Genomic DNA, 19,987 nt, shown 5'->3' with positions numbered 1-19,987 from the left:
TTCGGAAAATGACGAATGGCGTATCAGCCTGTGCGCTGCATCAACAGGCTGCTCCAGCCCTCAACGATCTGATGCTTGCGTAGCACCAGCCCGCGGGCGCGATAGGCGGCGATCACGCTCATCGCCTGATGCGGCAACAGGCCGGACAGGATCACCATTCCGTTGCGGGTGAGGTGTCGTGCCATATCGGTCGACATCGCGCGGAGTGGATTGGCGAGGATGTTTGCGAGGATCAGATCGAACGGCGCACGATCACCGAAGGCCGGCGACGAGAAGCCCGTTGCGCAAACGGTATCGACGAGATTACCGACGCCGTTGAGCCGCATATTCTCGCGCGCCACCTTCACAGACATCGGATCGATATCGGTCGCCAGCACGCGGCGTTTCGTGGCCTTGGCTGCAGCGATGGCCAGCACGCCTGTGCCGGTACCCAGATCGAGCATCCGTTTCGGTGCCTTCGCGCGCAGCACATAATCGAGATAGATGAGGCAGCCGCGCGTGGTGCCGTGATGGCCGGTGCCAAAAGCGAGTGCGGCTTCGATCTCGATGCCCAGCTGATTGGGACGCACCTTGTCGCGGTCGTGCTGGCCGTGAACGATGAAGCGGCCGGCTCGCACCGGAACGAGGCCTTCAAGGCTCTCCTTGACCCAGTCCTTGGCCTCGATGCTGTCGAACACGATGCTCGCCGCCACGGTGTCATCCGAGGCGAGGCTGACGAGGTCGCGGATCGACGCCTGGTCCGGCGGGTCGGCGAAATGGACGGTGACGTCCCAGCGGCCCTCGGGGCTCTCGAATGCAGCAATCGCGGCCTGGCCTTCCTCGAAACTCTCGGTGAGGAGATCGACGATGCGCTTGGCGCTGAATTCGTCGCCGACGGCGAAGGTGGCGCGGCTGGTTCCTTGGGGCGTGGTCATCGCGGGTCCGGGTGGCGTCGTTAACAGGGTCTGCACAGCTTAGGCGCGCTTGGTACAGGGTTTATACCGGCGGGGATACAGAGGCGATACAGTGGCGATGCACAGGGTTATAAGCTGATTATACCGCCGTCCTCCCGAGCTTTCGCACAGGCTTGTTCAGGACCCATCCACTGCCTATGCACAGGCTTATCCACAGGATGTCCTCAGCCGAACAGCGCCCGGTGGTCCGTGAGGATCGCCTTGGCCGCATTGTGGCCGGGGGCACCTGTGACGCCCCCGCCGGGATGCGCGCCGGAGCCGCAGTGATAGAGCCCCTTCAGCGGGCCGCGATAATCCGCATGGCCGAGCATCGGGCGGGCCGAGAACAGCTGGTTCAGCGAGAGCGCGCCATGGAAGATGTCGCCGCCGAGCAGGCCGAAGTCGCGCTCCAGATCGAGCGGTGACAGCGCCTGCCGGCCGATCACGCTGGCGGCAAAGCCCGGTGCATAGTCATCGACGGTCTTGATCATCAGGTCCGCGACTTCGTTCCGATGGTCATCCCAGGATGCGCCGTTGGGGAGTGTCGGCGCAACATGCTGGCAAAAGAGACTGGCGACGTGCTGGCCTGGTGGGCTGAGGCTGTCATCAAGAGTGGAGGGGATCAGTACTTCGACAATCGGCTGGCGGCTCCAGCCGTGCTGCTTCGCATCGAGCCAGGCGCGATCCATGTAGGCGAGACTTGGCGCGATGATAATGCCGGCCGAGAGATGGTCGCCGTTGCCAGGCAGTGCGGTGAATGAGGGCAGGGCGTTCAGCGCGACATTCATGCGGAACGTGCCGGAACCATTGCGCCAGTTATGGATGCGATCGAGGAACGGCTTGGGCAGCGCATCCGCCGGCATCAGCCGTGTATATAGCAGCTTCGGATTGACGTTGGAGGCGACATATTTCGCGCGGATACTCTCGCCATTGTCGAGGATGACGCCGACGACCTTGTCGTTCTCCACGAGGACTTCGCGCACGCCGTTGTCGAGTTCGATCTGCACGCCGTGCGAGCGTGCCGCGGCGGCCATAGCCTGCGTGATCGCGCCCATGCCGCCGATGGCGTGGCCCCAGACGCCTTTCTTGCCGTTCACCTCGCCGAAGGCATGGTGCAGCATCACATAGGCCGAACCGGCGGCATAGGGGCTCGCATAGTTGCCGACCACGGCATCGAAGCCGAACAATGCCTTGACCAGATCATGCTCGAAAACGTCGTCAAGCATCTCGCCGGCGGAGCAGGTGAACAGATCGAGCAATACGCGCTGCTGTTCGATGGTCAGTGCGTTGAGAATCCTGGCGGTGCCGAGCGCATTGATGGCTTCGCTGATCGCGCCGAGACCGAAACCTTGCACGACGTTCGGCGGTGAACGCAGCACGAAATCCCTGAGCACATCGGCGATGACTTCGAGCTCATGCGAGAACGCGCCAATCCGCTCGGCATCGCGCGCGTTGAGCTTGGCAACCGACTGTTGCGTGCGGCCTTCACCTGTCAGGAGATAGCTGCCGTCCGGTGCGGGAATGAAATTCTGCGCCTTGCGCTCGACGATCCGCAGGCCGTGTTCGGCGAGCTTCAGATCAGAGGCGATCTGCGGGTTGAGCAGGCTGACAGTGTAGGCCGCGACGGAATTGCGGAAGCCGGGGTGAAACTCCTGCGTCACCGCGGCGCCGCCAACCACGGAACGTCGTTCGACCACCTTCACGCGCAGCCCGCTCATGGCGAGATAGGCCGCGCAAGTGAGGCCGTTATGGCCGGCGCCGATGATCAAAACGTCGGTGTCTGACATGTCCGCTTCAACAAAGCCTGCTAGAGCGTTTTCGTGCGAAGTGGCGACCGGTTCGCATGAAGAAAACGCGTCAAACGAAAATAGGGCCCTCTTTATCGAAGAGGCGCGCGCGCGGCACAAGGCCGCCCATCACGATTGTGGTTCCATAGTTAGCGCACATTGCCCGAAACGGTGCCATATGCTCCATTCCCGCCCGCCGGTCCCCTGCCGGATTCTCGCCTTTCTGCCGCGCAATATGCTGGAGCCTTCATGAGTTCGTCGCAGCCCGTCGCCGCCCCAAACTCGGCCTCCCGCAATCGGCTCCTTCTGGTGGTTTACACCGCGGCGATCTTCACCAGCGCGCTGCTGTTGTTCTCGGTGCAGCCCCTGTTCACCAAGATGGTGCTGCCGCGGCTCGGCGGGTCGCCGGCGGTGTGGTCGGTGGCGATGGTGTTCTTCCAGTCGCTGCTGCTCGGCGGCTATGCCTATGCCCATTACCTGATGCAATTGCGAAGCCGGCTGGTGCCGATCGTCGTTCATCTCCTGTTGCTGGTTGTTGCGCTGCTGACGCTGCCGCTGTCCATCGCGTCGGGCTGGGGCACGCCGCCGGAAAGTGGCTATGCGTTCTGGCTGCTCGGCCTGTTCGGGGTGTCCATCGGCCTGCCGTTCTTCGCACTCGCTGCGAACAATCCGCTGCTGCAGGCCTGGTTCGTGCGCACGGGCCATCCCAATGGCCACGATCCGTATTTTCTCTATGCGTCGTCGAATATCGGGAGCTTTCTCGCTCTGCTGACCTATCCGGTGCTGCTGGAGCCGATGTTTTCGCTGCGCACGCAGAACCTCATCTGGACGTCCGGCTATGGCCTACTGATCCTGCTGATCGCCGGCTGCGGCGTCTTGCTACTGAAGTCGCCGCCGATTGCGGTCATTGAACCGGGGGCTGATGCCATCGACGCGCCGGCGCCGAGCTGGGCGCTGCGTGCCCGCTGGATATTCCTCGCGGCTGTCCCGTCCGGCCTGCTGATCGCGGTCACCGCGCACATCTCGACAGACGTCGCTGCGGCGCCGTTGCTCTGGGTGCTGCCGCTGTCGCTATATCTGCTGACCTGGGTGCTAGTGTTCCAGTCGCGGCCGCTGCTGCCGCATACGTGGATTCTCATGCTGCAGCCGCTGGCGATTGCCGGCGTCATCGTGTTGCTCGCGGTTGGCGGCGAACAGAATCTGCTGCTGACCCTCGGTGGTCATCTGTTGTGCTTCTTCATTATTGCCATGGCGTGCCATGGTGAATTGGCCCGGCAGCGTCCGGCTGCTCGGTATCTCACGGGCTACTACGTCGCACTCTCATTCGGCGGCATGGTGGGTGGTCTGTTTGCTGGCCTGATCGCGCCATTCACATTTTCATGGATCGCGGAATACCCGATCCTGATCGCATTTGCCGTGCTGTGCAGGCCGTCTTTGCCGGAGCGGTATTCCGGCTGGGCGCGCTGGTACTGGATCGCACTGGTCATCGCCGCCGTGGTGCTGATTGCACCGAGCTATACGACTGGCAAGCTGTTTACATGGATCGAAGCCCAGCGCGTCTATGTCGTCAGCACCGTCGCTGTCGTCAGCATGATCGTTGCGATCCTGCTAAGGGCCGATCGGCTCAAGCTCGTGGCGATCACCGTTCTTGCGCTGGCGCTGATCCGTTTCTACCCGGCAGACGACGGCCGGGTTGAAACCGTGCGCAGTTTCTTCGGCGTGCACAAGATCGTGGTGACGCCGAACAACCAGTATCACGTGCTGATGCATGGCACGACGATCCATGGCGCCGAGAAGTATCTCAACGACGATGGCACGCCGGTGACCGGCCGGCCGGAGCCGATCTCCTATTATTACAAGGACGGCGGCATCGGGCAGGCGATCACTGCGGTGCGTGCGCGCAAGGGTGCGCCACTGCGCGTGGCGGTGATCGGGCTAGGTTCGGGGTCGCTGACCTGCGCGTCGGCGCCCGGCGAGGATTGGAAGTTTTTCGAGATCGACCAGTCGATGGTCGATACCGCCAGGGATCCGAAATATTTCAGCTACATCCAGAAGTGCGAGCCGGACGTCAAGCCGGTGATCGGCGATGCGCGACTGACCTTCGCGAAGGAGCCTGACGGCGTCTACGACCTCATCATCGTTGATGCCTATTCGTCGGACGCGATCCCGATCCATCTGGCGACCGAGGAGGCGATGGAGATTTACAAGGAAAAGCTCGCCCCGCAGGGCGCCGTCGTCATGCACGTTTCGAACCGGCATCTCGAACTCGCCAGCGTCGTTGTCGGAATCGCCGATGCCAATGACATGAAGAGCTGGGTCTATTCGGAGGATTCCGGCCGCGACAACGAATATATCTTCTCGACAAACGTCGTCATCTCCGCCCATGACGCCGCCGATGTCGGCTCCATCGCGACGTCATCGCAATGGGCCCTGACCGAGGCGAACGACGATCAGCGAGTCTGGACCGACGATTATTCCAACGTGCTCGGCGCCGTGTGGCGCCGGCTGCGGGACGGGGACAACTAAGGCATTTTCAAGCGAAGTGGACGCCGGTTCGCTTCAGGAAAACGCGTCACACATGTTCGCTCAGTAATCGCCGAAGAAGCCGCGCGGCTGATAGGGCCGCGGCGCGTAGGCCTGCGGCGGGTATTGCCGGCTGTAATAGCCGCGATTGGCGTAATACTGCTGGGTCTCGGCTTCCGTCATGCGGCGATAGCCGGGAGGGGCCGGATAACGCTGACCGTCATTGCCATCGGCCGGATAGATGTAACGATCGTCATCCGCCGGCTGCACCTGACGCGCGACGCGGCGGCCCGGCGCCACGGCCTGCGGAGTGAGATCCACCGGATTGCCGGCAGCGTCATAGGACGGCGCGGCGGGTGCGATGTCGCGGCGGGCGACGGCAGATGGCTTCGCCGGGCGCGGATTGCGGGCGAGGGCGACCTGCGAGGAGCCGGTCAGCGTGACGGTGGCGTTGAGCACCCCGTCGGCCTTCACCATGGCGAACAGGGTCGCAGCATTCTCACGCGACAGCCGCACGCAGCCATGGGAGGCCGGCGAGCCCAGGCGGCTCACGGAATCGGTGCCGTGGATGGCGTGGCCCTTCTTGGTGAAGAAGATGGCATGGGGCATTGGCGCGTCGTCGAATTCCTTGGAGAAGTGATCCTCCTCCATGCGGAATGTCTGGAAGCTGCCATTCGGGGTCTCGTAGGATGGAATGCCTGACGAGACCGGCCAGCGATATTTCTCGACGCCGTCCTGAACGACGGTCAGCTGCTGGGCATCCTTGTCGACGGTAATGGCAATCTTGGCCTGCGCAGTGTTGGTGGCGGCGAAAACGGCGAGACCCGCAAGGGTCATATAAAACGAACGCATCTTACCTTGGCCTCCGGGCCGTAACCTGTTGTACCGCCTACCGTCCCGCACCCAATATGCATATCGGGCGGCCCGCGTGCCAGTGACAGTTTCGTGCATCCTTAATGTTGGGCTAGGCGGCACCAAGGCGGCGACCGGGCCGAAAGAGGGCTCGGCCCGACCCGACGATGCGCGATAGGAAGCTTCTCATGGAGGCAGATGGAACCGGTTCCTAGGTCGCGCGTTGCCCTCCCACAATCGCAAGCGGCGAATTCTCGCCGCTCAGAGGGAAGCTCCAGATGACCGTTAAGACCGCTGTGTTGCCGATCAGTTCGTCGATGAAGACCCGCCTGGCATTCGCCGCGGGCGTGCTGGCTCTGGTCGCCATGCCGCATTTTGCGCAGGCGCAGGGCGTATTCCGGGGTGGTGAGCAGGGGGCCAACCAAGGTTACCGTGACGGCAATCGCGCCGCCGGACCGGTTGGCGGTGTGGTCGGTGGCGCAGTTGGCCTTGGCGTCGGCGCGGCCGTGGGCGGCGTCAAGGGCGTGCTCGGTATTCCCGAGGGGCGACGGACACAGTGCCGCGGCTATTACAACCGCCATGGCAAATTCCGCTGCTATCGCTAATCGGATATTGATTTGAAATGAAAATGGCCCGGTTCAAACCGGGCCATTTTTGCTATCAGCGATTTCAGTTTTTCAGTTTGTAGCCGGTCTTGAAAATCCACCAGACGACGAACATGCAAATCACCAGGAACATGCAGGTGACGCCGATGCTCCAGCCGACGCTGACGTCGGAGATTTCGTAGAAGCTCCAGCGGAAGCCACTGATCAGATACACGACCGGATTGAGCAGCGTGACGGTTCGCCAACCCGACGGCAGCATGCTGACGGAGTAGAAGCTACCGCCCAGGAAGGTCAGTGGCGTCACCACCAGCAGCGGGATCGCCTGCAGTTTCTCGAAGCCGTCGGCCCAGATGCCGATGATGAAGCCGAACAGGCTGAACGTCACTGCCGTCAGCACCAGGAAGGTCAGCATCCACCACGGATGTAGGATGTGCAGCGGCACGAACAGTCCGGCGGTGGCCAGAATGATCAGGCCCAGCAGGATCGACTTGGTCGCAGCAGCACCGACATAGCCGAGCACGACTTCGACGTAAGACACCGGCGCCGACAGCAATTCATAGATCGTACCGGTGAATTTGGGGAAATAGATGCCGAACGAGGCGTTGGAAATGCTCTGCGTGAGTACCGACAGCATCACGAGACCAGGCACGATGAAGGTGCCGTAGCTGACGCCCTCGATGGAGGTGATGCGCGAGCCGATCGCGGCGCCGAACACCACGAAATACAGCGAGGTGGAAATCACCGGCGAAACGATGCTCTGCAGCACGGTGCGCCAGGTGCGCGCCATTTCGAACAGATAGATGGCGCGGACAGCTCTGAAGTTCATGTTACTTCCTCACCAGGCTGACGAAGATGTCTTCGAGTGAGCTCTGCGTGGTGTCGAGATCGGAGAAGCGGATGCCGGATTCGCGGAGATCGCCGAGCAGGCTGGTGATCCCGGTACGTTCGCTCTTGGTGTCATAGCTGTAGATCAACTGATGGCCGTCCGCTGCCAGTTCGAGGTTGTAGTGAGCCAGGCTGGCTGGAATCTCCGTGACCTTGCCTTGCAGATACAGCTTGAGCTGCTTCTTGCCGAGCTGCTCCATCAGCTTGGTCTTTTCCTCGATCAGGATGATCTCGCCCTTGTTGATGACGCCGATGCGGTCGGCCATCTCCTCGGCTTCTTCGATGTAATGCGTGGTGAGGATCACTGTGACGCCTGCGGCGCGCAGCGTGCGCACCACTTCCCACATGCCCTTGCGCAATTCGACATCGACGCCGGCGGTGGGCTCGTCGAGGAACAGGATTTGCGGCTCGTGCGACAGCGCCTTGGCGATCATCACGCGGCGCTTCATGCCGCCGGACAGCGTAATGATCTTGTTATCCTTCTTGTCCCACAGCGAGAGGTCTTTCAGGATTTTCTCGATCAGCGCCGGGTTCTTCGGTTTGCCGAACAGGCCGCGGCTGAAACTGACCGTGGCCCAAACCGATTCGAAGGCGTCGGTGTGCAGTTCCTGCGGCACCAGCCCGATCAGCGACCGCGCGGCGCGATAGTCCCGGGCGATGTCGTGACCATCGACCATGACCTTGCCGGAGGTGGCATTGGCGATGCCACAGATGATGCTGATCATCGTCGTCTTGCCAGCGCCGTTCGGCCCTAGCAGCGCGAAGATCTCGCCGCGGTTGATGTCGAGGTCGATACCCTTCAGGGCCGTAAAGCCCGAGGCATAGCTCTTGGTCAGATTGGAAACGGAAATGATGGGAGACATCGGCGATATGATCGTTCGAAAAGGGGAAGGCAGAGGACCGGGCGGTCATACCGGGACGCACGAACGGCGCAGCCGAAACGGCTTTGTCGGGCGCGGGGTGCGTACATAGGAATGCAGATGCGCCGGCGCAATCGCGGAACAGGCGATTTTAGGGCTATTCTGCGGCTTCGTAGTCGATCTCGACAATCGTGCCACCGTCGGCCGCATCGGCAAATGCAGGGTCGCTGGTTAATTGCTCGATGGTGCGCGGCGTCGGAAGGCCGCTCGAGCCGTCCGGATTGCGCCAGTCTCCGGCCGCGTATTCGAGCGTTTCCTCGGCTTCCTCGATCGCTTCATCGAGGGTGTCACCGGCGGTCACGATGCCGGGCAGGTCGGGAAAGGAAACGTTGAAGGTGCCGCTGGCATCCTTCTGAATGAGCGCGATGTAGACCGGCATTGTCAGACGCGTTCCACGAAACTGTCGACGACCTTCTTCTCACCCGCCTTCTCGAAGACGATGGTGAGCTTGTTGCCGTCGATCTTGGTCACATTGCCGTAGCCGAACTTCTGGTGGAAGACGCGATCCTGCAGCGTGAAGTCGGACTCCGTGCCGGTGGACTTCGCGATCAACTCGCCTTCGATGGTCATCGGCCGCTTGTTTCGCGATGAAGAGGAGCCGCCGAAAGGCGACTGGCCTTCGCTGAAGCCGCTGCCGCCTTGTCCGCCGCCGCGCGAGCGGTTGGCCTGCGCGCGCTGCCAGCCCGGTGTCGAATAGCTTGAGCCGAAGGACTCCACATTGTCGAAGCGCGATGCGCCGTAGCCGCCTGCGCCGCCCCAGCCCGAACCGCCCTTTGATTCCGTGATCTCGACATTGGCCGCCGGCAATTCATCGAGGAAGCGCGACGGCATCGTCGTGTTCCAGGTGCCGTGAATGCGCCGGTTGGTTGCGAAATAGAGTTTGGCGCGGCGGCGCGCGCGGGTGATGCCGACATGGGCGAGGCGGCGTTCTTCCTCGAGTCCGGCGCGGCCCTGATCGTCGAGCGCGCGCTGATGCGGAAACAGGCCTTCTTCCCAGCCCGGTAGAAAGACGTTGTCGAATTCGAGCCCCTTGGCGGAATGCAGTGTCATCACCGACACGGCATCCTCGTCGGCACCGCCTTCGCGATCCATCACCAGCGAGATGTGTTCGAGGAATCCTTGCAGGTTCTCGAACTCCTCCATCGAGCGCACCAGTTCCTTGAGGTTCTCAAGGCGGCCGGCAGCATCGGCGGAGCGATCCTTCTGCCACATGTCGGTGTAGCCACTTTCGTCGAGCACGACTTCGGCGAGTTCGGTATGCGGCATGACTTCGCTTTGCTTGCGCCAGCGCTCGAAGCTCATCATCAGATCGCGCAGGCTGCCGCGCGCCTTCGGCTTCATCTCGTCGGTCTCGACGACCTGACGGGCAGCCTCAGAGAGCGGAATGCGGCGACGACGTGCGTGATCGTGCAGCATCTGCACGGTGGCATCGCCGAGGCCGCGCTTGGGCACATTGACGATGCGCTCGAAGGCGAGATCGTCGGCCGGCGAATTGATTACGCGCAGATAGGCCAGTGCGTCGCGGATTTCGGCGCGCTCATAGAAGCGCGGGCCGCCAATGACCCGATAGGGCAGGCCGAGCGTAACGAAGCGATCTTCAAACTCGCGCATTTGGAACGAAGCGCGGACGAGGATCGCGATGTCGTTGAGCTTGTTGCCCTCGCGCTGCAATTGTTCGATCTCTTCGCCGATCGCGCGTGCTTCTTCTTCTGAATCCCAGGAGCCGGTGACGGTGACCTTCTCGCCATCGACATCCTCGGTGCGCAGCGTCTTGCCGAGGCGGCCTTCGTTATGCGCGATCAGATGCGAGGCCGCGGCGAGGATATGGCCGGTCGAACGATAGTTGCGCTCCAGCCGGACGACCTTGGCGCCGGGAAAATCATGTTCGAAGCGCAGGATGTTGTCGACCTCGGCGCCGCGCCAGCCATAGATCGACTGATCGTCGTCGCCGACGCAGCAGATGTTCTTGAGCGGTGCGGTCGGTTTGTTGTCTGCTGATGGCGCGTCCGCTTCCGGCAGCACACGCTGCCCCGGCGCCTGCGACAGCAGCCGCAGCCACAGATACTGCGCGACGTTGGTGTCCTGATATTCGTCGACGAGGATATATTTGAAGCGCTGCTGATACTGCTTCAGCACGTCCGGATGCTCGCGGAACAGCCGGATACATTCCAGCAGGAGGTCGCCGAAATCCGCGGCGTTGAGTGTCTTCAACCGATCCTGATAGGCGGCGTAGAGCTTGCCGCCCTTGCCATTGCCGAACACGGCGGCTTCGCCTGACGGCACCTGCGATGGCGTCAGTCCGCGGTTCTTCCAGCCGTCGATCAGGTTGGCCAGCATCCGCGCCGGCCAGCGCTTGTCGTCGATATTGTCAGCCTGCAGGAGTTGCTTGAGCAGCCGGATCTGGTCGTCGGTGTCGAGCACCGTGAAATTGGATTTCAGCTGCACCAGTTCGGCATGGGTGCGCAGGATGCGGCCACCGATCGAGTGGAAGGTGCCAAGCCACGGCATGCCCTCGACCGCCTGGCCGAGCATGGTGCCAAGCCGGTGCTTCATCTCCCGCGCGGCCTTGTTGGTGAAGGTCACCGACAGGATTTCGCCGGGTCGCGCACGGCCCATACTAGGGATGTGGGCAATCCGCGAGGTCAAAACCTTGGTCTTGCCGGTGCCGGCACCCGCGAGCACGAGGACAGGGCCGTCGAGCGTCTCGACGGCGTCGCGCTGCTCCGGATTGAGCCCGCTCAGATACTGTGCCGCTGGCGCCGCAGCAGCGCGCGCACGCGCACCAATGCCGCCCGCCGCCGGTTGGTAGGCAGGGAGATCGTTGGTGGGCATTTTGCGTGCGTCATTCATGCGAATCGTATTCCGCCCACGTTGGCACCGTGGGGCCTTAAAGGGGAGCCTTCTTAGCAGGATAGGAGGGCATATAGGAGCGAGAGGCTTCTGGCGACAGACTTATCCCCGCATGCGGCTCATCTGACGCCCGTTGGCACGCAGGAGCGCTCTCGTTTCAGTGATGTTGGCTGGTACGTGGGTCGGGAACTTTCGTTTTCGCTCCGGCTTGTTTCAGCATCAAGCGCGACGGCGAATGCCGCGTCAAAAGCCAAAAACTGAGGTTTGTGCCATGTTCAGCTGGGTTGTTACCTTCCTCGTTATCGCTCTTATTGCCGGCGTTCTCGGCTTCGGCGGTATCGCCGGCGCCTCCATCGAAATCGCCAAGGCGATCTTCTTCATCGCCATCGTCCTGTTCCTGATTTCGGCCGTTGTGGGCCTCGTCCGCGGCCGCACGCGCGTCTGACGGTTATTTCTTCGAGGGCATCCCGATCGATCGGCCGATGCCCTCGGGGCGATCTACGGATCGGTGCGCATTGGCCAGCGCCTGCACGCGGGCGCTGATATCAGGCGGAAACGGCGCAACCTTCCGGGCCGTCATGTCCATGTGGAGCGTCATGTTTTCCGACGTCGCCGACAGCCATCCCTCGGTGGCGTGGCGCAACTCCTTGAAGGTGTGAATGCGCTTGTCGTCCGCAGCGACAACCAGGATCGAGACCTGCGCGGGATCACCGAGATGGATTTCCCTGACATAGCGAACATGGCATTCGGCCGTGAAGGTCGAGTTGTTGCGCGCCCTCATATATTCGGGACCGATCCCGATCTTGAGCCAAAGGTCGTCGATCGCCCGGTCGAACAGCACGTTGTAATAGGCCATGTTGAGATGGCCATTATAGTCGATCCATTGCGGTTCGATCTGCATGACATGCGCCCGGAAAGGGACGGGTTGCAGCAGATCGTCGGTTGGCTCAGTCATCGGTAATTCCTGTCCCGCTCTCACGTCTCTTGACCCGTTATACAACCTTTGCCACGGTCCCGCCGCGTCGGAGGGACTGCTGTGGCTAGCATTGCGAACAATTTGAAACGACCGGAGCCGAAGGCCTTGGCCACGACGCTTGAAGCGCTGACGGCGCGTTTTGGCAATCGACTGGTGACGTCGCAGGCGGTTCGCGAGCAGCATGGCCATACCACGACATGGCTTGCCAACCAGCCGCCGGATGGCGTCGTGTTCGCGCAGGAAACCGCGGATATCCAGGACGTGGTCCGGATTTGTGCAGCGAACAAAGTTCCGGTGATCGCATTCGGCACCGGCACGTCGCTGGAAGGTCAGGTCAATGCGCCGGCAGGTGGCATCTGCATCGACATGCGCGATATGAACAATATCCTCGAAGTGCACAGCGAAGACCTCGACTGCGTGATTCAGCCCGGCGTCACGCGCAAGGCGCTCAACGAAAATCTGCGCGACCAAGGCCTGTTCTTCCCGATCGATCCCGGTGCCGATGCGTCGCTTGGCGGCATGGCGTCGACGCGCGCCTCCGGCACTAACGCAGTGCGTTACGGGACGATGCGCGACAATGTGCTCGCGCTCAAGGTCGTGCGCGCCGATGGTGAGATCATCAAGACTGGCACCCGCGCGAAGAAATCTTCGGCGGGGTACGACCTGACGCATCTGTTTGTCGGCGCCGAGGGCACGCTGGGCATCATCAGCGAGCTGACCATCAAGCTGCGTGGCATTCCTGAAACCATGGCTGCCGCGTCATGTTCGTTCGCTACGGTGGCAGGTGCCTGTCAGGCGACGATTCTCGCGATTCAGACCGGCATTCCCGTTGCAAGGATTGAGCTGCTGAATGAGGCGCAGGTTCGTGCCTGTAATTCCTATTCCAAGCTGACGCTGCCGGAAACGCCGCTGCTGCTGCTGGAATTTCATGGCAGCGAGGCCGAAGTGGCCGAGCAATCGCGAAATTTTCACGAGATCGCACTGGAATGCGGCGGTGGCGATTTCTCGTGGACGACGAAGCCGGAAGATCGCACCAAGCTCTGGCAGGCCCGTCACGATGCCTACTGGTCGGTGAAGAGCATGCGGCCGGGTTCCGACGTCGCGGCCACCGACGTCTGTGTGCCGATTTCCAAACTCGCGGAATGTGTCGCTGCGACCGAAGAGGATCTCGCACGCCTCGGCCTGTTGGCGCCCATCGTCGGCCACGTCGGCGATGGCAACTTTCATTGCTCGATGGTCTGCGATCGCAACGATGCCAACGAGGTCGCCCGCGCTGAGGACTTCATGCATCGCCTCGCTCAACGGGCGCAGGCGATGGGGGGCACCTGCACGGGTGAACATGGCATCGGGCAAGGCAAGCAAAAGTATATGCAGGCCGAACTGGGCATTGAGGCGCTCGACGCCATGCGGGCGCTCAAGAAGGCGCTCGATCCCGACAATATCTTCAATCCCGGGAAAATCCTGCCGCCGGCGTGACGCCAGATTGCCGCGTCCGGTCAGGCCGAATGCGGACGGGAAAATTCGGCAGCAGCGGCGATGCTTAACTATTCTTAAAAAGTTTAAAGTTGTAGATATAATTATATACCAGCATGGATTGCGCTTTTCGGTTACGGAAGGTGCAATCAAAAAGCTTTGACGCAGAATGCGTCCAATAAAAAAGGCATCATCCGATGCGGCTACCGTTTTTCTATGGTTGGGTCATCGTCGCCGTCACGTTCGTTTCCATGGCCATCGGGGTCAATGCGCGGACATCGTTCTCGCTGTTCTTCCCGCCAATTCTCCAGGAATTCGGCTGGGACCGTGGCGTCACTGCCGGTGCCTTTTCATTCGGCTTCCTGATTTCCGCGATCATGAGCCCGCTGATGGGCAGGCTGATGGATCGTGGCGGCCCTCGCGCGGTGATGGAGCTTGGCACCGTGCTGATGGCAGCCGGCTTGTTGCTGGCGCCGCTGACGACGCAGCCGTGGCATCTCTACCTGACCATCGGCGTTCTGGTCGGCGCAGGCAGCGTCTGCCTCGGCTATTCCGGACAATCGCTGTTTCTGCCGAATTGGTTCAGCCGCAAGCGCGGCCTCGCGGTCGGTCTCGCATTCGCCGGTGTCGGCATCGGGTCTGTGACGGTACTGCCCTGGGTGCAGGTGATGATCGAGCAGACCGGTTGGCGCACCGCCTGCACGGCGGTCGGGCTCGTGGTGCTGGTCGTGCTCGTGCCGATCAACCTGCTGCTGCGCAAACGCCCGCAGGACATGGGACTCTTGCCGGATGGCGATCAGGCGCTGACCTCGTCGGCGAAGCATGTATCCAACGTAGTTGACCCGGTTTGGGCCAGTATCGACTGGACGCTGGCACGCGCCATACGAACGGCGCGGTTCTGGTGGCTGGCGCTCGGCCTGTTCGGTGGGCTGTATGCCTGGTATGCCGTCCAGGTCCATCAAACCAAGTATCTGCTCGACATCGGCTTCACGCCGGGTGTCGCCGCTTGGGCGCTCGGTATGGTCAGTCTGTTCGGTGTGCCCGGCCAGATATTTCTGGGCCATCTGTCCGATCGCATCGGCCGCGAATGGATCTGGACCGTCAGCGGTGTCGGTTTCGCAATCTGCTTTGCGTCCCTGATTGCGCTGGAGTCCGTGCCGAGTCTGGCGCTCGTCTATGTCATGGTGATCTCGCAGGGCCTGCTGGGCTATGGCGTGACGTCCATCATGGGCGCCGTGGTTTCCGAGATTTTCCAGGGCGAGCATTTCGGCAGCATTTTCGGCACGCTCATGCTGGCCGCGCTGGCCGGCGGCGCCGCCGGTCCTCTAGTGACAGGCGTTCTGCACGACCACTTTGGTACCTATACGCCTGCATTTGCCCTTGGAATCGCAGTCAGCTTCCTCGCGACCTTCGCGGTCTGGATGGCGTCGCCGGGCAAGGTAAGGGCGGTGGCCGGACGTTTGCACCGCGCCCACGGCGCCGCAAAACCGCTGGAGCAGGGTGCTTCGACTTGATCGAAGCCGGGCGATTTGCCGCAAGCGGATGGCGAGGGATGGCTGATCTGGCCATCTATTGCGTGCTGTGACTTCGCCACAGTTGGTTCTATAAATAGATGCGTTCCCGCGTATTTCTGCGTGGCCCTGCAACGTCTGTAAGGCGTATTGCCCAGTGACGTGCTGCAATGCACTTTGCCTGGCAGGCAGGCGGATATTCTGCCGGAACGCTTGAGGGGAGATTCGGTGCAGACGACACTGCTCGGCCTGGCAATTGCATTTATCCTGGCGCTGGTTGCTGCTCTGGTCGGGCCCTATTTCGTCGACTGGAATCAGTTCCGCCCGCAATTCGAGGCTGAAGCCACGCGCGTGGTCGGTGCGCCCGTTCGCGTCAGCGGCGGGCTGGAGGCGCGGCTGCTGCCGGCGCCCTCACTGCGGCTGCAATCGATCACGGTGGGCAGTCCCAACGATCTCGGCAGGATCCGTGCAGACAATCTCGATGTGGAATTCAGCCTGAGTTCGTTGATGCGCGGCGAATGGCGCGCAACAGAACTCACCATCGGCGGCGCCGCGGTCGATCTCGGCCTCAATGCGCAGGGGCGTATCGAACTTCCGGCTTCCACCGGGCCATTCAATCTTGGCGCGCTGGCGATAGACCGGTTGAACGTCACCGGTCGCGTCGCGCTCCATGATGCGGCGAGCAAGAGCACGCTCGAACTCTACGACGTCGCCTTCAGCGGCGATGTTCGCTCATTGGCGGCCGGCGCCATGCGCGGTGACGGCAATTTCCTGTTGTCGGGCGCGCGCTATCCGTTCCGTTTGTCCTCCGGGCCGACCGGCGACGGCAACGGCACGCGCGTTCGTTTTACTGTGGACCCCGGCGAGAAGCCCTTGTCCGTCGATCTCGATGGCGTACTAAACTTCGACAATCGCACGCCACGCTTCGACGGCGCACTGACTCTCGCAAGCCCGGCCGGCCTGAAGGCGAATGGCGCGAGCGATCAACTGCCGACGCCGTGGCGCGTCTTCGCCAAGGTCAAGGCCGACCCGGCGGCTGCGCATATGGAAGCGCTTGAAGCCAGCTATGGCGCGGAAGAGACCGCTTTCAGGTTCGCTGGTCTTGCTGACATGCGCTTTGGCACATCGCCACTGCTGCATGCGGTGCTGTCGGCCAAGCAACTGGATGCCGATCGGCTGCTCTCCAGGGATCAAGCGACCAACGATGCAGTGACGCCATTGCCGGCGTTGCGAAGGCTGCTGGCGAGCATGCCGATGGTGCCCTTCGCCACACAGATCGAGATTGGCGTGGAGCAGATCATGCTCGGCGGAAAGCCCGTGCAGAATATCGGCGCGGATCTGCGCGGTGATCCAGCGACATGGACGATCGATCGTCTTGAGTTTCGTGCGCCAGGTGCGACCCGCGTCACGTTGAGCGGCGGCGCAGCGCAGTTTGGTGCATCGGATGGCTTCAAGGGGGCCATCGTGGTCGAGTCGTCCGATCCGGATACGCTTGCTGCGTGGCTCAAGGGCCGAACAGACATTGGCTTGCGCAATCAGAAGCCGCTACGCATTCGCGGCAATATCACTTCGGTGTCCAATCGCTTGGCCATCGAGGCACTGAAGGCGGAGATCGACGGGGGTACGATCGAAGGTCGTGCTGCATATTCGTATTCCTCGGCTGCTGGCGGCTCCCGCTTCGATGCCGACCTGAAGGCCGACCGGCTCGATCTCGACGCAGCGGTGGCTTTGATCCGATCGCTTGGCGAGCCGCAGGCCGAGTGGCCAGATGCAGGGCAGGTGTCACTCGATATCGGCCGTGCTGTGTCAGCCGGGCAGGAGATGCGCCCGTTCGTGGCGCAACTGGCCTACAGCCCAAAGACGATCTCGGTCGATCGCTTCAAAGTCGGTGAAGCCACCGGCCTTATGCTCGACGGCCGCGCGTCGTTCGATCGCATGGAAGCCACGGGCGGACTGACAATCAACGCCACATCCGCATCGATGAGTCAGATCAGCAACTTGCTCACACCGCTGGCGCCGTCTGTTGCGGCGAGGCTCAGCGCCATGACCGCGACGCCCGGCGCGGTTCGAGTCAAACTGTCGCTCGATCTGGCAAAGGATCAACAACGCGCCGATCGCACAAATGCGCGCGCTGTATTCGATATCGATGCACCGCAAGTAAAGGGGACGACGACGCTGACCGCATCTGCTCCCGTAGCGGCGATGCGTGGCGTTGACCTCAATGAACTGTCGCGCAGCGATGTGGCACTCGAGTCCAAATTGGCCGGGCCGGGCGGAAAACTTCTCGCATTGCTGGGTCTGAGTAACGTGATCGCCGCAAGCGATGCCATTGTGAATTTCGAAGGATCGGCAAAGGGGCAATGGCGCGCGCCGCTGCGCGTCACGGCAAAACTGTCCGGCGCGGATGTTGATGCCGATGTTCAGGGCAGTGCAGAACCTTGGGCGGGATCACCGAAAGCATCGCTTGCGCTTGCAATACGTCGCGCCAATCTGGCGCCGCTGGTCGCTCTCAAGCCGTCGGATACGGCCGCGCAGAATGTCAGCCTGTCATCGCGGCTCACATTGAACGGCGACAAAGTTACGTTGGAGGATATCGACAGCACACTGGCTGGCTCACGCGTGCGCGGCCGTATTGCGCTGACGCTCGGTGCCGAGAAAGCCATCGATGGTCAGATCGGCATGGATGCGATCGAACTTGGACCGGCCTTTGGTCTCGCTGTGGGCACGAGAGGTCGCGACGCCACGGATCCGCTCGGGCATGGTGTGCTGCAGGGATGGCGCGGGCAGTTGGCCTTTCAGGCGCTGCGCGGGACATTGCCTGGCGGTGTTGAATTGCGTCCCATCAGTGGCACTGTGAAGAGTGATGGCCAGGCCCTGACGATCGATACGATCAAAGGGTCTGTCGGTGGCGGCGAGATCACGGCCGATGTCGATCTGAAGCCATCGATCAGCGGATATGCGCTCGGCGCCCGCGTGCAATTCGCCGGAATCGATGGCGCTGATTTGCGCTATCGTTCCCTGACAATGCCCGCGGGCAAAACATCGCTGCGGATGACGCTGGCCAGTCAGGGGCGCAGTGCCTCGGCTCTGGAAGGCGCATTGTCCGGCAGTGGATTGCTGACGATCGACGGGGCGCGCATCAATGGCCTCGATCCACGTGCCTTCGACATTGCCATTCGCGCCAGCGATTCTGGGCAGGCCACGAATGACGTCAAGTTGCGTCAGATCGTCGATACCGCGATCGCCGCCGGTGCATTGTCCGTAACTTCGGTGCAGGTCCCGTTCAGTATCAAGGATAGCCGCCTGCGCGTTGGTGCGACGACGCTCGATGGCGAAGGAGGGCGTGCGATCGTGTCAGGAGGTTACGACATCGTTGCCGACCAGGTGGATATGCGCGCGACATTGACCGGCACGAGCGCGGGGACGTCGAGCGTTCGACCGGAAGTTCAGATATTCGCGGTGGGAACGCCTGAAAAGCTTGATCGCACGCTAGATGTGGCGGCGTTATCATCCTGGCTCGCAGTGCGCGCAATCGATCGCGAGACGCGCCGGCTTGATTCGCTTGAACGCGGTGAGTTGCCACCGGCGGCTGTGCCCGTTGCCGTTCCTCCGCCGTCCGCCTCGCTGCCCGTCGACACGCAGACGCCTGCGAGCGATCCACCGACAGCCTCTGCGCCCTCCGATGTGCTTCTTCCCGGTCGCGATCCGCGCCGTCTTGCACCGAAGGCTGCTACGCCTCGTCCTGCGACACCGCCTGTTGCAAGTCAGCAGGTTGCGCCGCTGCCAGCACCCATTGAAGTTCGTCCGGCACCCGGTGCTGCGCGCGCACCAAGGCCGAGGCCCGCGCCTCCGCTAGTACTGACACCGCCGACCGCGAGTTCAGCGCGGCCGACGTTCTGACGATGACTCAGCAAACACGACCGACGGCGAAGCGATTCGCTGAAGGTCGGCTGTGTTTACGCCGAGAGATTGTGTTCCGGCATCCGCTGTTGCGGAACGGCACGTGTACGGAAGTAATCGAGCACGAACAGCCGAATCGCGGACGACAAATTGCCCTGCTGACGGTTTGTGTCGATCTCACCAACCAGCTCGGAAAGCGTCATGTCGCGAAGATTCGAAATCTCCTTCATGCCGTTCCAGAACGCCTCTTCGAGACTCACGCTGGTCTTGTGACCCGCAACAACGATCGATCTCTTAACTACGGGCGATTTCATGATGCGTCCTCGCCATCGATGTGATGCTGATCCAGCACGTTGTTCGCACGGACTGTGCGCTGCTCCTGCAATGTTCGTTCTGACTTAGTTCGTCCGAAGCGCGCACGGTTTATATCGGCTTGTTTTGCCGATTCCTCTCGTGCAGTGCGCTTCTTGAAGCGATTGAGATTGATCAGGTCACCCATGATCGCTCCTGTCTTTAAAAAATGATGGGGTGGGAAACGTCGTCTTCACCATCCAGTAGTTGTACGAGACGAGGGTGAATTCGGTTTCGGTATCCATCCTAAAATATTCTCCGTAGTTCCAAACAAGCTCCGCAGAAAAATGAAGTCATCTACGAAGCGTAACCAGATCACCTTCTGCTGTATCACAAGGAAAAACGCGTCTGATATGCGACCATTCTAACCATTTAGCAGATATGAATTATAACTATTTCCTTCTGGAGTTATTCTCAACAAG

The 19,987-nt window shown here is 61.6% G+C and carries 16 protein-coding genes; 6 read left to right on the top strand and 10 right to left on the bottom strand.

Translation table 11 applies throughout. The features are described from left to right. Positions 1–23: 23 nt before the first annotated feature. Complete coding sequence (locus LPB73_RS16530) at positions 24–914, bottom strand: 50S ribosomal protein L11 methyltransferase (RefSeq protein ID WP_231077566.1); 891 nt, start codon at positions 912–914, stop codon at positions 24–26. A 203-nt stretch (positions 915–1,117) separates the two neighbouring features. Further along, complete coding sequence (locus tag LPB73_RS16525; RefSeq protein WP_231077565.1) at positions 1,118–2,719, bottom strand: phytoene desaturase family protein; 1,602 nt, start codon at positions 2,717–2,719, stop codon at positions 1,118–1,120. 249 nt (positions 2,720–2,968) lie between these two features. On the opposite strand from LPB73_RS16525, the gene LPB73_RS16520 reads away from it, so the two are divergent. After that, the gene (locus LPB73_RS16520) at positions 2,969–5,245 is read left to right on the top strand and encodes a spermidine synthase (RefSeq protein WP_231077564.1); all 2,277 of its coding nucleotides are present in this window, start codon (positions 2,969–2,971) and stop codon (positions 5,243–5,245) included. A gap of 60 nt (positions 5,246–5,305) precedes the next feature. On the opposite strand, the gene LPB73_RS16515 is transcribed toward LPB73_RS16520, so the two are convergent. Next, positions 5,306–6,094: a L,D-transpeptidase gene (locus tag LPB73_RS16515; RefSeq protein WP_231077563.1), complete on the bottom strand. Its 789-nt coding sequence runs from the start codon at positions 6,092–6,094 to the stop codon at positions 5,306–5,308. 278 nt (positions 6,095–6,372) lie between these two features. Here LPB73_RS16515 and LPB73_RS16510 point away from each other — a divergent pair, with 278 nt between their 5' ends. Continuing rightward, the gene (locus tag LPB73_RS16510; RefSeq protein WP_089268246.1) at positions 6,373–6,699 is read left to right on the top strand and encodes a hypothetical protein; all 327 of its coding nucleotides are present in this window, start codon (positions 6,373–6,375) and stop codon (positions 6,697–6,699) included. Between the two features lie 64 nt (positions 6,700–6,763). Here the strand turns inward: LPB73_RS16510 and LPB73_RS16505 are convergent, their stop codons facing one another. From LPB73_RS16505 to LPB73_RS16490, 4 genes are all read right to left on the bottom strand, one after another. Beyond that, positions 6,764–7,525: an ABC transporter permease gene (locus LPB73_RS16505; protein ID WP_068734061.1), complete on the bottom strand. Its 762-nt coding sequence runs from the start codon at positions 7,523–7,525 to the stop codon at positions 6,764–6,766. A gap of 1 nt (position 7,526) precedes the next feature. Beyond that, positions 7,527–8,447, bottom strand: coding sequence for an ABC transporter ATP-binding protein (locus LPB73_RS16500; protein ID WP_089268247.1), 921 nt, complete (start codon positions 8,445–8,447; stop codon positions 7,527–7,529). Between the two features lie 154 nt (positions 8,448–8,601). Beyond that, positions 8,602–8,883: a type II toxin-antitoxin system HicB family antitoxin gene (locus LPB73_RS16495; RefSeq protein WP_089268248.1), complete on the bottom strand. Its 282-nt coding sequence runs from the start codon at positions 8,881–8,883 to the stop codon at positions 8,602–8,604. A 2-nt stretch (positions 8,884–8,885) separates the two neighbouring features. Then, positions 8,886–11,354 carry an ATP-dependent helicase gene (locus LPB73_RS16490; protein WP_231077562.1) on the bottom strand — a complete coding sequence of 823 codons (2,469 nt, stop codon included), beginning with the start codon at positions 11,352–11,354 and terminating at the stop codon, positions 8,886–8,888. 271 nt (positions 11,355–11,625) lie between these two features. Between LPB73_RS16490 and LPB73_RS16485 the strand changes: the two genes are divergently transcribed. Continuing rightward, complete coding sequence (locus LPB73_RS16485) at positions 11,626–11,799, top strand: DUF1328 domain-containing protein (RefSeq protein ID WP_115033412.1); 174 nt, start codon at positions 11,626–11,628, stop codon at positions 11,797–11,799. Between the two features lie 3 nt (positions 11,800–11,802). Here the strand turns inward: LPB73_RS16485 and LPB73_RS16480 are convergent, their stop codons facing one another. Further along, on the bottom strand, positions 11,803–12,309 hold the full coding sequence (locus LPB73_RS16480; RefSeq protein ID WP_092151116.1) for a thioesterase family protein: 507 nt from the start codon (positions 12,307–12,309) through the stop codon (positions 11,803–11,805). Positions 12,310–12,390: 81 nt separating this feature from the next. On the opposite strand from LPB73_RS16480, the gene LPB73_RS16475 reads away from it, so the two are divergent. The 3 genes from LPB73_RS16475 (at position 12,391) to LPB73_RS16465 (ending at position 19,214) form a co-directional block, all read left to right on the top strand. Beyond that, positions 12,391–13,806 (top strand): FAD-binding oxidoreductase, encoded by a 1,416-nt coding sequence (locus LPB73_RS16475; protein WP_231077561.1) that lies wholly within the window; start codon positions 12,391–12,393, stop codon positions 13,804–13,806. Positions 13,807–14,000: 194 nt separating this feature from the next. Next, on the top strand, positions 14,001–15,317 hold the full coding sequence (locus tag LPB73_RS16470; RefSeq protein ID WP_231077560.1) for an MFS transporter: 1,317 nt from the start codon (positions 14,001–14,003) through the stop codon (positions 15,315–15,317). Positions 15,318–15,542: 225 nt separating this feature from the next. Beyond that, entirely contained in the window at positions 15,543–19,214 is a 3,672-nt protein-coding gene (locus tag LPB73_RS16465) for an AsmA family protein (RefSeq protein ID WP_231077559.1), read from the top strand. 56 nt (positions 19,215–19,270) lie between these two features. Here LPB73_RS16465 and LPB73_RS16460 read toward each other — a convergent pair whose 3' ends face one another. Both LPB73_RS16460 and LPB73_RS16455 read right to left on the bottom strand, forming a co-directional pair. Continuing rightward, positions 19,271–19,528, bottom strand: a complete 258-nt coding sequence (locus LPB73_RS16460) for a ribbon-helix-helix domain-containing protein (protein ID WP_068734045.1) — start codon at positions 19,526–19,528, stop codon at positions 19,271–19,273. After that, positions 19,525–19,713, bottom strand: coding sequence for a DUF4169 family protein (locus LPB73_RS16455; RefSeq protein ID WP_068734044.1), 189 nt, complete (start codon positions 19,711–19,713; stop codon positions 19,525–19,527). The genes LPB73_RS16460 and LPB73_RS16455 overlap by 4 nt, the downstream gene beginning before the upstream one ends. Positions 19,714–19,987: the final 274 nt, after the last annotated feature.

Source organism: Tardiphaga sp. 37S4 (assembly GCF_021044645.1).
Classification (GTDB): Bacteria; Pseudomonadota; Alphaproteobacteria; order Rhizobiales; family Xanthobacteraceae; genus Tardiphaga; species Tardiphaga robiniae.
This window is presented reverse-complemented; position numbering and strand designations above follow the sequence as displayed.

Bases quoted from the DNA above. Each gene is read 5' to 3' on its own strand.
- LPB73_RS16530 (WP_231077566.1), bottom strand. From the start codon at position 914: ATGACCACGCCCCAAGGAACCAGCCGCGCCACCTTCGCCGTCGGCGAC.
- LPB73_RS16525 (WP_231077565.1), bottom strand. From the start codon at position 2,719: ATGTCAGACACCGACGTTTTGATCATCGGCGCCGGCCATAACGGCCTC.
- LPB73_RS16520 (WP_231077564.1), top strand. From the start codon at position 2,969: ATGAGTTCGTCGCAGCCCGTCGCCGCCCCAAACTCGGCCTCCCGCAAT.
- LPB73_RS16515 (WP_231077563.1), bottom strand. From the start codon at position 6,094: ATGCGTTCGTTTTATATGACCCTTGCGGGTCTCGCCGTTTTCGCCGCC.
- LPB73_RS16510 (WP_089268246.1), top strand. From the start codon at position 6,373: ATGACCGTTAAGACCGCTGTGTTGCCGATCAGTTCGTCGATGAAGACC.
- LPB73_RS16505 (WP_068734061.1), bottom strand. From the start codon at position 7,525: ATGAACTTCAGAGCTGTCCGCGCCATCTATCTGTTCGAAATGGCGCGC.
- LPB73_RS16500 (WP_089268247.1), bottom strand. From the start codon at position 8,447: ATGTCTCCCATCATTTCCGTTTCCAATCTGACCAAGAGCTATGCCTCG.
- LPB73_RS16495 (WP_089268248.1), bottom strand. From the start codon at position 8,883: ATGCCGGTCTACATCGCGCTCATTCAGAAGGATGCCAGCGGCACCTTC.
- LPB73_RS16490 (WP_231077562.1), bottom strand. From the start codon at position 11,354: ATGAATGACGCACGCAAAATGCCCACCAACGATCTCCCTGCCTACCAA.
- LPB73_RS16485 (WP_115033412.1), top strand. From the start codon at position 11,626: ATGTTCAGCTGGGTTGTTACCTTCCTCGTTATCGCTCTTATTGCCGGC.
- LPB73_RS16480 (WP_092151116.1), bottom strand. From the start codon at position 12,309: ATGACTGAGCCAACCGACGATCTGCTGCAACCCGTCCCTTTCCGGGCG.
- LPB73_RS16470 (WP_231077560.1), top strand. From the start codon at position 14,001: ATGCGGCTACCGTTTTTCTATGGTTGGGTCATCGTCGCCGTCACGTTC.
- LPB73_RS16460 (WP_068734045.1), bottom strand. From the start codon at position 19,528: ATGAAATCGCCCGTAGTTAAGAGATCGATCGTTGTTGCGGGTCACAAG.
- LPB73_RS16455 (WP_068734044.1), bottom strand. From the start codon at position 19,713: ATGGGTGACCTGATCAATCTCAATCGCTTCAAGAAGCGCACTGCACGA.